This window comes from Variovorax sp. OK212 (assembly GCF_900112425.1).
Taxonomy (GTDB): domain Bacteria; phylum Pseudomonadota; class Gammaproteobacteria; order Burkholderiales; family Burkholderiaceae_C; genus Variovorax.
Genome location: NZ_FOLP01000009.1, coordinates 45,893 through 58,532 on the forward strand (window position 1 = coordinate 45,893; position 12,640 = coordinate 58,532).

General features: G+C 69.2%; 9 protein-coding genes. 5 read left to right on the top strand and 4 right to left on the bottom strand.

What is annotated here, in order from left to right:
- Nucleotides 1-4: 4 nt before the first annotated feature.
- Entirely contained in the window at nucleotides 5-931 is a 927-nt protein-coding gene (locus BM004_RS24070; RefSeq protein ID WP_093217523.1) for a bestrophin family protein, read from the bottom strand.
- 41 nt (nucleotides 932-972) lie between these two features.
- The gene (locus tag BM004_RS24075; protein WP_177206589.1) at nucleotides 973-1,863 is read right to left on the bottom strand and encodes a substrate-binding domain-containing protein; all 891 of its coding nucleotides are present in this window, start codon (nucleotides 1,861-1,863) and stop codon (nucleotides 973-975) included.
- A gap of 288 nt (nucleotides 1,864-2,151) precedes the next feature.
- On the opposite strand from BM004_RS24075, the gene BM004_RS24080 reads away from it, so the two are divergent.
- The 5 genes from BM004_RS24080 to BM004_RS24100 all read left to right on the top strand — a co-directional run bounded on the left by BM004_RS24080 (nucleotide 2,152) and on the right by BM004_RS24100 (nucleotide 8,864).
- Entirely contained in the window at nucleotides 2,152-5,337 is a 3,186-nt protein-coding gene (locus BM004_RS24080) for a two-partner secretion domain-containing protein (protein WP_177206590.1), read from the top strand.
- 191 nt (nucleotides 5,338-5,528) lie between these two features.
- Complete coding sequence (locus tag BM004_RS24085) at nucleotides 5,529-7,259, top strand: ShlB/FhaC/HecB family hemolysin secretion/activation protein (protein WP_093217531.1); 1,731 nt, start codon at nucleotides 5,529-5,531, stop codon at nucleotides 7,257-7,259.
- Nucleotides 7,260-7,286: 27 nt separating this feature from the next.
- Nucleotides 7,287-7,727, top strand: coding sequence for a TonB-system energizer ExbB (gene exbB / locus BM004_RS24090; RefSeq protein WP_093130912.1), 441 nt, complete (start codon nucleotides 7,287-7,289; stop codon nucleotides 7,725-7,727).
- Nucleotides 7,728-7,731: 4 nt separating this feature from the next.
- Nucleotides 7,732-8,091 (top strand): ExbD/TolR family protein, encoded by a 360-nt coding sequence (locus BM004_RS24095; protein WP_218152721.1) that lies wholly within the window; start codon nucleotides 7,732-7,734, stop codon nucleotides 8,089-8,091.
- Nucleotides 8,088-8,864 (top strand): TonB family protein, encoded by a 777-nt coding sequence (locus BM004_RS24100; RefSeq protein WP_093217533.1) that lies wholly within the window; start codon nucleotides 8,088-8,090, stop codon nucleotides 8,862-8,864. Before BM004_RS24095 ends, BM004_RS24100 begins: the two co-directional genes overlap by 4 nt.
- 39 nt (nucleotides 8,865-8,903) lie before the next feature.
- Here the strand turns inward: BM004_RS24100 and BM004_RS24105 are convergent, their stop codons facing one another.
- On the bottom strand, nucleotides 8,904-10,412 hold the full coding sequence (locus BM004_RS24105; protein WP_093130906.1) for a PepSY domain-containing protein: 1,509 nt from the start codon (nucleotides 10,410-10,412) through the stop codon (nucleotides 8,904-8,906).
- Between the two features lie 16 nt (nucleotides 10,413-10,428).
- Nucleotides 10,429-12,555 carry a TonB-dependent receptor gene (locus BM004_RS24110; RefSeq protein ID WP_093217536.1) on the bottom strand — a complete coding sequence of 709 codons (2,127 nt, stop codon included), beginning with the start codon at nucleotides 12,553-12,555 and terminating at the stop codon, nucleotides 10,429-10,431.
- Between the last annotated feature and the right edge of the window lie 85 nt (nucleotides 12,556-12,640).

Below are 12,640 nucleotides of genomic sequence, written 5' to 3' on the forward strand. Positions count from 1 at the left end.
CGGCTCAGGTCTGGATGTAGGGGGCGGACGCCGCCTGCGCGGCGCCTGCCTTGGCGCCCGGCTGCGGCTCGCCCATCATCTCGCGCAGCGTCGACTCGATCATTTGGGACATCGCGTCCAGCGCCAGGTCGTTGGGTTCGGTGCCGAAGGGCTCCTCGATCTCGGCGCCCAGCGCCTCCAGCGCGAAGAAGGTGTAGGCGATGAAGGCGACCACCACCGGCGTCATCGGCCCGATGGCGTCCACCAGCCCGAAGGGCAGCAGCACGCAGTACAGGTAGATGGTGCGGTGAATGATCACCGAGTAGGTGAACGGAATCGGCGTGCTCGCAATGCGCTCGCAACCGCCCAGCGCCTCGGTGAGGCGGCCCAGCGGCACTTCCATCGACTGGGCGAGCATCGGGTCGAGCCGGCCGGCCTGGCGCTGGCCGCGCATCCATTCGCCCACCATGAGCAGCAGCACCGCCGGCTTGAACCGCACGGCCTGCAGGCGCGTGCAGTCTTCGGGCGGCAGCAGCCGCGCGAGGTCGGCCGCGGAGTCGGTGCCGCGCAGCTGGTGGCGCAGCGCATGCACGAAGGCGATGAGGCGCAGCGTGGGCACGTTGGCCTGCGCGGGCGCATCGGCCAGCGTGAGCACCTGCCGCACCAGCGAGCGCGTTTCGTTCAGCAGCGCACCCCACAGCGTGCGCGCCTCCCAGTAGCGCGAGTAGCTCGTGCCGTTGCGAAAGCCCAGGAAGATGGCCAGCGTGAGGCCGATGAGCGAGAAGGGCACGAAATTCAGCGGCACCTTCCACTGGAACACCCGGCCGTGCAGCACGGTCACGAGCACGGCGAAGGCGGTGGTCCACAGCAGCTGCGGCAAGATGGCCAGCAAGACCGAGCCACGCCATACGAACAGCATGCGCAGCCAATGGGGGCGGGGTCGGACGATCATCGGTCGGCGATTATCCGCGCGCGACCGATGACCGAGGCGGGCTACAGCACGTAGCAGTTGTTCAGGATGATGTTGCGCGCATCGGTGCTCGCCAGGTAGGCAATGAACGCGTCGACCGCGGCATTGCTCGACCCGCTGCGCCCGCGAATGGCCACGGCGTCCTGAAGCAGGCGGTCATGCGGCGGATTGCCGTTGACGGTGGCCGGCGTGTATTCGAAATAGCTGCCCGTCAGGGAACGGACCGCGCCCGCGCCATTGCACACCTGGGATTTGGCGACGAAGCCCATGTTCGGATATGCCGTTGCGCCGGTGCTGGCATTGACGGCGTTATAGGTGGTGCCGATCGTCGAATATTGCGTGAATTTGGCGTCGTACGAACCGCTGGGGTAGGTGATGCCATTGACCCGCGTCAGCACCTGCTGCGCGGCGGTGCCATAGGGCGCCGTGGTGGGGTTGGCGATCGCGACCTGGCCATTGGCGTAGGCATAGCTCGCGGGGCTGGGAAAGCCGCCCGAGCCCGAGCTGCTCACGTTCGCACCGTACTTGGACCACAGGATCAATTTGCCCTCCGCATAGCGGAACGGCACCTGCACCACGCTGGAATAGCTGGTCCGCAATGCGGCCGGCGTGGTGTCGTCCGCCGCAAAGAACAGGTCATAGGGCGTGGTGCCGCCGGGCGAGGACAAGGCGGTGCCGATGGCGGTCTGGAAATCCCCGGTGGCGCCCGACGTCACGGTGAACGAGGTCCCCGAATACGGCAGGCCGGCCAGCGCATAGGCGTCGATGAGCTGGTTCAACGCGCCCTGGAAGTTCGCAGCCACCGCCACGGTGACCGTTTGCGCCCAGGTGGCGGGCGCGGCCAGCATCAGCACGCTGGCTGAAACACTCAATGCGATTTTCCTGATTGTCTGTTTCGATACTGTTTGGGACACGGTTTCTCCTCGTTGAATTAAATGGGCCGTGGTGCGTTTCGAATAAAAACGCAATTCGGGCGAGTCGAATGAATTTCTCCCTGTTCTTCTTTTTTTTGATGAATCTGATTTGCGCCGTATATTTGCCGGCATATAGAGCGCATAAGAAATCGGGTTGCATGCCTGGAATGCGCGCCGCTGGTTTGCACCGAGAAACAAAAAGTTAAGCGGTCGCTATACTCGCAGAAATATAACGAAGAAGGTGGATAAATGAAGAGGGCGCCGTCCGGTCAACATCCCTGCGCGGGATTGTTTAAAACAAAAGTCTCCTTCGCCATTTCGGCGCTTCTGCTTTCTTATTCATCGCCGGGCTGGGCCGCGCCGCAGGGCGCCAGCGTGGCCGGCGGCGTGGCGGCCGTCACGCGCACGGGCAGCGTCACCCACATCGACCAGGGCACGCAGCGCGCGGTGATCAACTGGCAGGGCTTCAGCATCGGCGCGGGCGAGACCGTGAACTTCAACCAGCCCAATGCTTCCGCGGTCACGCTGAACCGCGTGGTCGGCAACGAGCGCAGCGTGATCGACGGCGTGCTCAACGCCAACGGCAAGGTGTTCCTGGTCAACGCCAGCGGCGTGCTGTTCACAAGGGGCAGCAGCGTGAACACCGCCGGCCTCGTGGCCAGCACGCTCGACCTCGACAACGCCGACTTCGAGGCCGGCCGCTACGTCTTCAAGGGCAGCGGCGGCTCGGGCTCGGTCGTCAACATGGGCACGCTCACCGCGGCCAGCGGCGGCTACGTCGCGCTGCTGGGCGGCACGGTGTCGAACCAGGGCGTGATCGTGGCGACCAAGGGAACCGTGGCGCTCGCCAGCGGCGAGAAGATCAGCCTCAACTTCAACGGCGACTCGCTGGTGAGCGTGAGCATCGACGAAGGCACCTTGAACGCACTCGTCGAGAACAAGGGGGCCGTGCAGGCCGACGGCGGCAAGGTGTTCCTCACCGCCAGGGCCGCCGACGACCTGCTGGGCAGCCAGGTGAACAACAGCGGCATCGTGCAGGCCCGCACGCTGGACGACCTGAAGGGCGACATCGTCGTGCATGCCTACGGCGGCACGGCCAGCGTGGGCGGCACGCTCGACGCATCGGCGCCCGTGCGCGGCGACGGCGGCACCATCGAGACCTCGGGCCGCAGCGTGAAGGTGGCGGACGACGCCAGCGTCGCCACCCGGGCCGCGAACGGCAAGACCGGCACGTGGACACTCGACCCCGACGGCTTCACCATCGGCGCGGGCGGCGACATCCGCGGCACCACGCTGGGCGCGCTGCTGGGCAACAACAACATCGCGATCGAATCGACCGGCGGCAACGGCGCGGACGGCCACATCCACGTCAACGACGCCGTCAGCTGGTCGGCCGACACCGCGCTGACCTTGAGCGCGACGAACGACATCCGCATCAACGCGCCGATCACGGCCACCGGCGCGAACGCGGGACTGAGGCTGAACTACGGCGGCGACTACCGCATCGACACCGACCACGGCGTGTCGGTCACCCTCGGCGGTGCGAATGCGAGCCTGGCCATGAACGGCAACGCCTACACGCTGGTCCACAGCATGAGCGACCTGGAGGCCATCGACGATGCGGGTGGCGTCGCGGCGGGCCGCTACGCGCTGGCGGGCAACCTCGATGCGTCGGGCAAGACCTACGCCAACACGGTGGTCTCGAAGCTGTCGGGCACGCTGGCGGGGCTGGGCCACACGATCGCCAACCTGACGATCGCGGAGCCGAAGCAGACGAGCGGCCCCAGCCTGGTTGAAACGGGCCTGATCGGCACGGCGCAAAGCGGCAGCATCGTGCGCGACATCGGGCTGTCGAACGCCAGCGTGAGCGCCTATGGGCGGGTCGGCGCACTCGCGGGCGTGAGTGCCGGGCGCATCAGCCAGGCGTGGGCGAGCGGTGCCGTCACCGGCGCCAGCAGCGTGGGCGGGCTGGTGGGCGTGAACAACGGCACCATCGAGCGTTCGTACGCCACCGCCACCGTGACGGGCTCGTCGCTCTACGAGGGCTACAGCAGCATCGGCGGCCTCGTCGGGCAGAACAGCGGCGCGGCCAGCCGCATCGCCGACTCGCATGCCACGGGCAACGTGACGGCCCTCAATGCGTTCGAGTTCAACAACGGCTCCATCGGCGGGCTGGCCGGCGGCAACCTCAACGGCACGATCGCCAATTCATATGCAACCGGCCGCGTGACGGTGTCGGACAACGCAATCACGGTCGGCGGGCTGGTCGGGCTGACCGGGGGCGCAACCGGCCTCATCACGAACTCGTATGCCACCGGCGACGTCACGGGCGGGCAGGGCAACATCGGCGGCCTGGCGGGGCGCAACATCTCCGGCGGGCGCATCGTCGACTCCTATGCCACAGGCAACGTCACCGGCGGCGCCCGCGTGGGCGCCATTTCCCCGAACTTCGGCGGGCTGGTGGGCGAGAACAGCGCGGGCACCATCTCGGGCTCGCATGCGAGCGGCACGGTGACGGCTTCTTCGGGATTCGCCGGTGGCCTGGTCGGCAGCAGCGGCGGCACCGGCGCGAGCATCAGCAACTCCAATGCAAGCGGCGACGTCAAGGGCGGCGCCGGCAGCTACGCGGGGGGCCTGGTCGGCTACAACAGCGACAGCAGCACCATCTCCGGTTCGCGCGCCTCGGGCGATGTCACGGGCGAGAACGCGGGTGGCCTGGCGGGCGGCCACTCCGGCACCATCACGGGCTCCGAGGCGAGCGGCCATGTGACGGGCTCCAACGCGGCTGGCGGCCTGGTCGGGCTGATGGGGGGCGGCACGGTGACCGACTCGCGTGCCAGCGGCGACGTGACGGGCCGCGACAACGTGACGGGCGGGCTGGTGGGTGAATTCCGCGGTGGCGTGATCGACAAGTCGTTTGCCACCGGAAGGGTCGTGACCGAGAGCGGCGGCCCCGGTGCCCTGGTCGGAAGCAACACAGGCACGGGCACCGTCACCAACAGCAGCTACCGCGATGTGGCGGCCGAGGCCGAGGCGCAAGCGGCGGCGCGTGCCGTAGCCGAGGCCGCAGGGCGTGCCGCAACCGAGGCAGCCGCCGCGGAAGCCGCCGTGCAGGCCGCGGCACGGGCTTCCGCAGAAGAGGCCGCCCAGGCCACCGCCAACGCCACGGCCGCAGCGCAGGCCTTGGCCTTTGCCGCAGCCCGCGCCGCCGAGCTGCAAGCCCGCGCCGATGCCGGCGCGCGCCTCGCATCGGCCGCCGAAGCCGACGCCCGCCGGCAAGCCGAAGAGCGCCCCGTGCTCACCACCACCGCGAGCCTGGCCCCCCGGCCCGTTGCCATCGCGGACCACATCGTCTTTGCCGACCGGCGCAACTTCTCGGCGAACGTGCAGCGCATCGAAGTCGACGGGCAGGTCTTCGACCTCGAGGACGAGGCCGCACCGCCAGCGTCCACAGCGCCGGTCCGCAAGCCCTAGCCAGGCATCGCGTTCGCGCAGGAAGCGCGCCCTTCGCGGGGCCGCTTCGCACGCGGGCTGCGGGCAGTGCTTCGCGCCTTTCATCCTCCGCCATCTCCGTCATCTCCGTCATCTCCGTCATCTCCGTCATCTCCGTCATCTCCGTCATCTTCCGATTCTTCCGCCGTGACATGAACCCGACTTCCCGCGCCTTGTCTTCCCGTCTTCCGCCCCACGCACTCGCCACCCTGTTTGCACTGTGCCTCTGCGCCATCGACAGCCATGGCCAGGCGCTGCCGCTGCCCAGCTACGGCATCGGCGACGCCGTGCGCGAGGCGCAACAACCGCCGCGCCCGCCCGCGCCCGCCAGGCCTCCCGCGCCGGTGATAGACGCGCCGCAGGAGCGCCCCATGAACCTGCCCACCGGCGAGACCCTGGCGGTGCGCGCGTTCCGCGTGGAAGAGGGCGCCGAGCTCGTGCCGCAGGCCGAACTGCAGCTGGCGCTCGACCCCTACCAGGGCCGCGCGCTGTCGATGGCCGAAATCGAGCAGGCCGCGGCGAAGGTCTCCGCGCTCTACCGCGCCCACGGCTACCTCGTGGCGCGTGCCTACGTTCCGCGCCAGGACGCCAGCGGCGGCACGCTGGTGATCCGCGTGCTCGTGGGCACCTACGGCAACTTCGCGCTGAAGAACCGCTCGCTGGTGCGCGACAGCGTGCTGGGTGACGTGTTCGCTTCGGTGAGAGGGCAGCGCGCCGCCGCCGTCACGCCCGTTGCCCCTGTCTCTCGCGCCGAACTCGAGCGCGCGATGCTGCTCGTGAGCGACATGCCCGGTGCCACGCTGCCGCGGCTCACCGTCTCGCCCGGCGAGGCGCAGGGCACGTCCGATTTCGACATCGACGTGGGCGAGGCGCCGCGCGTCGGCGGCTACGTGGCCGGCGACAACCACGGCTCGCGCTACACCGGCCGCAACCGGCTCAGCGCGGGGCTCGACATCAACTCGCCCTTCGGCATCGCGGACAAGCTGTCGTTCAACCTCATGGGCGCGCAGGGCGGCGGGCTCGACAACGCCCGGCTGGCCTACAGCCTGCCGCTGGCCGCCAATGGCCTTCGCGTGGAGTTGGCCGCGTCGCGCACCAGCTACCACCTGGGCGCGGACTACAGCGACCTCGAAGCCCGCGGCCGCGCGCACACGGTGGAGGCCACGTTCAGCTACCCGCTGGTGCGCAGCCGAGAGCAGAACCTGTCGCTGAGCCTGAACCTCGCGGCCCGCCAGTTGCGCGACGAGATTGGCGCGGTCGACTCGGTGAGCGACAGGCGCGTCAAGGTCGCCACCTTCGGCGCGCAGCACGAAGCCTGGGGCAACGTCTTCGGCCGCGCCGGCTACACCAACCTGAGCGCGGGGCTGACCTGGGGCCACCTCGGCATCGACGATCCCGCGCAGCGGGCGGTCGACTGTGCCTGCGCCAACACCCTGGGCAGCTTCGCGCGGCTCAACCTGCGGCTGGCCGCCGGCCTCGAACTCGCGAAGGACTGGAGCGCCAACGGCACGCTGAGCCTGCAGAAGGCGCTGCGCAACAGGAACCTCGACGGCAGCGAGCAGATGGGCATCTCGGGGCCCGGCGGCGTGAAGGCGTACCGCGAGTGGGTGAGCGGCGACAACGGCTACCTGTTCAACCTCGAGCTGCGGTATGCGCTGCCCGCGCAGGAAGGCCTCGTGCATTCGCTGGGTGTGTTCGCGGACGTGGGCCGCGCCTGGCAGCAGAACAGCAATGACGCCGCCGGCAACGGTGTGCGGCTGTCCGATGTGGGCGTGGGCTATTCCGCGCGCTACCGGTCGATGTTCGCACGCGTGCAGGTGGCGCGGGCTGCGGGCGCGCGGCCGCAGGAGTTCGCGCGCGACGGCAGGACGCGCGTGCTGCTGCAGGCCGGCGTGCTCTTCTGACATGGCCCGAGAAGAAAGGAAAACCGAATGAACGCGAACTGGCTCACAGCCGCCATCGACTACGGCGTGATCGGACTGCTGGTGGTGCTCAGTGTGGTGGTGGTGGCCATCGGCATCGAGCGTGCATGGCTGTACCGCAGCATCGACACCCACGCCGTGCGCGACATCAAGTCGCTCGAACTGGTGCTCACGCGCAAGCTCTTCGTCATTGCCTCGGTGGCCAGCAATGCGCCCTACCTGGGCCTGCTGGGCACGGTGTTCGGCATCATGCTGACCTTCTACAACATGGGGCAGGACAGCGCGATCGACAGCGGCAAGATCATGGTCGGCCTGGCGCTCGCGCTGAAGGCCACGGCCGTGGGGCTGGCGGTGGCGCTGGTGTCGGTGGCGCTCTACAACACGCTGCTGCGCAAGGCGCAGGTGTTGATCCTCGAATGGGAGATCGCGCGTGACCGACAAGCCGATTGACAGCATGAACATGCTCCCCTTCGTCGACATCATGCTGGTGCTGCTCACCATCGTGCTGACGACGTCGAGCTTCATCGCCAGCGGGCGCATTCCGGTGAACCTGCCGCAGGCCAGCGCCAGCCGGTCGGACACGGCGCACACGCAGACCATCGCGATCGACGCGGCGGGCACGGTGCACTTCGGCGGCGAGGCGGTCGACACCGACGCGCTGAAGGCCAGGCTCGCGCCGCTGGACCGGCAGACCGCATTCCTGCTGCGCGCCGACCGCACGGTGCAGCTGCAGCGCTTCATCGATGTGGCCGACGTGCTGAAGCAACTGGGCTTTGCCAAGGTGGCCGTGCAGACGGAGGCCGGCAAGCGATGACCGGTGCGCCGCCGGTGCAGCGCGTGCGGCTGGTGCTGGCGGTCGGCTTCGGCATCTCGCTGCTGCTGCATGCGCTGGTGCTGTTGCCGTGGCTGCTGCTTGGACGCGCCTCAGCGCCGCCACGGCCGCCACCGCCTCCGCGCGAACAGCTCGTGGTCGACCTGCTCGGATTGGTGGGCAACCGGCAGGTCGAGCAGCAGCAGGCGGGAAGGCCCGCACCGGAGCCTGAGCCACACCCACAGCCACAACCCCAGCCCGAGCGCCAAGCCGCGGTGAAGCCCGTGCCTGCGCCGAGGCAGCCCGTACGCAAAGAGCTTCGGGAGAGGGCGCCTGAGCCTCCGCGGGCAGCACCGAGCCCGGTGTCGGTTCCCGCGCAGCCGGCGGAACCCGCCCCGCCCGCGGCTGCGGTGGCTGCGGCACCGCAGCCCCTCGGCGCCGAGGAAGATCGCGCCCGGCAGACCGTGCGTGCGCGCGAGACCGACGCGAGCGTCTTGCGGCAGTACCTCGCGAGCCTGAGGAAGGCGGTGCAGTCGAGGCTGGTCTATCCGTCCGAGGCACGCGAGGCGGGCCATGTCGGCGCGCCGGCGATCCGCTTCACGCTCACGGAGAGTGGCGACATCCTGGCGGGCTCGCTCGCGGTGCAGCGCAGCAGCGGCCATGCGGCGCTGGACGAAAGCGCGCTGCGCGCCGCGCAGTCCAGCGTGCCTTTCGAGAAGCCGCCGCGGCAGATGAACGTGGTGATTGCGGTTGCGTTCGCGAAAGAAAGCAATTGAGAAAAAAGCGCGCCGGCGTCCAGCGGCGGGTGCCGCCTATCAGGCCTGGGCAAGCCGGGTTCGCAAACGGCGATACCCGATCACGATGCCCGTGAGGCTCACCAGCAAGCCGCCCACGCTCAACAGGATCAACACCGCGTCGCGCGCCGATGCCCAGCGCAGCATGGACTGCAGGTCCCAGCTGTGCAGGAAGCTGAAGAGCCAGCGGCCCCGGCGCTGCGCGCGGTCCGCGCTGACGGCGATGTCGCCCGTGTGCGGGTCGAGGTAGACCCAGGTGTCCTGCGCATCGCCGAAGCGGATGCGCCAGACAGGCAGGCGGCGCTCGGCGGCGCCCATCATGGCCTCGGGCTGGCGGCCGTAGTAGTGCAGGTCGTACTGATCGAGCTGTTCGTGCGACACCATCGGCGCGCTCATCAGGCGTTGGCCCGCGCGCAGAAGCTCGGCGTCCGGCCACTGCATCAGCACGCGGTAATCACTGCCTTCCTGCACCACCAGGCGCGTGTCGTTGGCCGCGTTGCGCGCCAGCACGAAGGGCCGGCCACCGAGCACCCGCCATTCCAGTTCGCTCGCCTGGAAGTGCGCCGCCTGCAGCAGCGCCAGCAGCTTCGGCACCGGCAGCGCGAGCCGCGTCTCCTGCGGGCTGCCGCCGCGGTAGGCCGCCACGTTCGGCCGCGCTCCCTTGGCGTCGAAGACGCCCAAGGGGTTCATCGACATCAGCCCGCTGAAGATCCATGTGAACACGATCGACGCGAACACCAGCCCCAGCACGTGATGCCAGTGCAGGTGGAAGTCGCGGTAGGGCGAGCGGGAACCCGACTTGTAGCGCCCGCTGAACCGCCAGCGCCAGATGCCCGCCACCGTGCCCGTGACGGACGTGACCACGCACACGGCCGAGAGCACGATGACGATCCAGCTCCACGTCGCGTCCACCGAGCGGTCGCGAAACATGTAGAGCCAGTGCAGCCAGGCGCCGACGTAGTTCCACAGGCGCTGGGCGCGTGGTGCGTCCATCACCACCTGGCCGGTGGTCGACGACACATACAGCAGGGTGCGGGCGGCATCGTGCATCTGCACCTCATGCAGCGGACGGTGCGCGTCGAGCCCGCGCGAATGCGTCCATCGGTCTTCCCGCACCTGGCCGAGGTAGCTTGCAGCCGCGCCGGGGACGAATGCCCTTGCCGCACGCGTGGCAGCCGCTGCGTCCACCGGCGGCGCCGGCGTGCCGTCGACGGCATCCGCCACGGCGTATCCGCCGCCCTTGCCGCGAACGATGTAGCGGGCGCGGCCACCCACGGTGCCCAGCACCACCTCTTGCGCGGCGCCGTGCGCGCGGCCGGGCGCCAGCGCGGCGTCGACCGGCACGCAGCAGGTGCCCGCGTCCAGCGGCGGCAGCGCCTGCATGCGTTCCCACGGCGTCAGCTTCGGGTAGCCCACGAAGAGCATGACCACCCCGCTCACGAACCACAGCGCCATCAGCACGCAGGCAGCCACGCCCGTCCAGCGATGGACGAGGTAGGTCAGGCGTCTTGCGCGTTTGCTCCAAGTCATCGGACGGCCCCGTCCATCAGAAGCGGTGGTACGCCGTCAGCTCGACGCGGCGCCCGTCGCCCACGAACCATTGTGTGTTGGTGTAGTAGGCGGTGGTGTAGTAGCGCTTGTTGAACACGTTGAAGCCGCGCAGCGTCAGCGTGGTGTCGGGCGTGACCTGCCAGCGCAAGGCCAGGTCGGTGGTGGTGTAGGCGGGCAGCGCCAGCGTGTTGGCGTTGTCCGCGTAGCGCTTGCCGACGTAGCGCAGGCCGGAGCTGAGCGTCCATTGCGGCAGGAAGCTCCAGCTCACCCACACGTTGGCCAGCCGCCGCGGCACGTCGGTGGGAACGTTGCCCGCGCGCGAGACGGCCACGCCGCGCACCGTTTCGGAGAAGTCGTCGTAGCGCGCGCGAAGCAGCGAGGCGTTGGCGTCGAGTTGCCACCCCGACGCGAACGCCATGGCCAGCGTCGCCTCGATGCCCTTCGACGAGCGCTGCCCCACCTGGATGCTTTGCGCCGGGTTGCCCGGGTCGCGCGTGACGAGGTTGTTCTTGGTGATGTGGTACGCGGCCAGCGTCCATTCGCCGCGCTGGCCCCAGAAGGCCTGCTTGAGCCCGACCTCCGCCTGTTTGCCGGTGGAAAGCGCGAACTTGCTGTTGGCGGGCGACAGCATGAGCAGCCCGCCGACCGGGTCGGCCGCCTTGGCGAACTGCGCATACAGCGCCAGGTTCGGCACGATCTCGAACACGGTGCCGATGCGCCAGCCGGTGTTGGAGAAGGACTTGTCGAACGACGGCGTGCCGGCGACGAGGTCGCGCCGCGAAATGCGCGCGTGGTCGTGGCGCAGGCCGCCGATCAGCGACCAGCGCTCGCTGAGTTCGAGGCGGTCTTCCGCGAACACGGCCGACTGCCGCGCTTCGTTGGTGTAGCGCGGAATGAAGGGAACGCTGCTGTAGAAGACGCCGGGCACCGGGTTGAGAGGATCGACCGAAGGCGACGCACCCACGTAGGTGTTGTTCGTGTGCGTGAACGAACTCGTGTTCACGTCGAAGCCCACCGACGCCTGGTTCTTCAGGCCGAACAGCCGGCCCTTGAAAGTGGCGTCCGTCGTGTTGCCGGTCTGCGACTGGTTGTGCAGGATCTCGGTGTTGCCCGACCGGTCGATCAGCCCCGTGCGCGCGTTGTAGGCATAGGCCTCGGCATTGCGCAAGTAGCGCGTGCTCTCGATGCGATAGAGCCGGCTGCGCACGCTCATGTCGGCGCCGGGCGTCCACTGCGCCGCGAGCTCGCTCCAGCGGTCGTCGTACCGGATGGCGCTGTCGCCCACGTTGTAGTTCTTCTCGCGCAGCGCCGGCAGTTGCCGGCCATCGACCAGCGGCGTGCCGAAGTAGCGCATCGGGTTCTGCCTGCCTTGGGCGTGGCTGAGCTTCAGGCTGAATTCGGGCGACACGTCGAGCTGCACCGCACCGGAGATCGTGCGGTTGCGCGAGTCGCCCCTGTCGACCCAGCCGTCGGACCGGTCGCCGCTCAGGTCGAGGCGGTAGGACAGCTTGTCGTTGATGGCGCCGCCGCTGCCCAAGCCCAGGCGCTGCGTGCGGTCGGTGCCCAGCGTGGCCTGCACCTCGTTCTCGATGGGGCCGTGCGCCGGCTTCTTGGGAATGACGTTGACCACGCCGCCGATGGCGCCGTCGCCGTAGACGACCGAGGCCGGGCCGCGCAGCACCTCGACGCGCTCGACCGACCAGGTGTCGAACGGAAACGTCACGCCCACGCCGCCGTACTGGCGCATGCCGTCGTACAGCCGCATCACCGAGGTGGTGTCGGTGAAGCCGCGCGCGGACAGCGACGAGCCGCCGTTGCCGGGGTGCGCCAGGCTGCTGATGCCGGGCGAGCGGGTGATGGCGTCGACCAGGCTGGCGTCGCCACGCTCGCTGAGTTGCTCGCGCGTGAGGGTGCTCACGCTGGCGGGCGTCTGCAGGGGCGTGAGGCCGAGGCCGGAGCCGGTCGACACAGGGGCGGCGAGGCTCGCGTCCTGGGTGGCGGTGATCGACACGGCGGGCAGCGTGGCCTGCGCATCGGCGGCGGAGGCGGAGGCGGCGAAAGCGGGCAGGGCCACGCACGGGAATGCCGCGGCCAGTGCCAGCGACAGGAGGGTCTTGTTCATGGGAAATCTCTCTTCGGGCGCGCCCAGCCACGCACGGGCGCGCCGACTCATTGCAGGGACGGGCCGCGCGCGGTTCGCCCGATTC

Coding starts and splice junctions, on each gene's coding strand:
- BM004_RS24070 (WP_093217523.1), bottom strand. CDS start 931: ATGATCGTCCGACCCCGCCCCCATTGGCTGCGCATGCTGTTCGTATGG.
- exbB (WP_093130912.1), top strand. CDS start 7,287: ATGAACGCGAACTGGCTCACAGCCGCCATCGACTACGGCGTGATCGGA.
- BM004_RS24095 (WP_218152721.1), top strand. CDS start 7,732: ATGAACATGCTCCCCTTCGTCGACATCATGCTGGTGCTGCTCACCATC.
- BM004_RS24100 (WP_093217533.1), top strand. CDS start 8,088: ATGACCGGTGCGCCGCCGGTGCAGCGCGTGCGGCTGGTGCTGGCGGTC.
- BM004_RS24105 (WP_093130906.1), bottom strand. CDS start 10,412: ATGACTTGGAGCAAACGCGCAAGACGCCTGACCTACCTCGTCCATCGC.
- BM004_RS24110 (WP_093217536.1), bottom strand. CDS start 12,555: ATGAACAAGACCCTCCTGTCGCTGGCACTGGCCGCGGCATTCCCGTGC.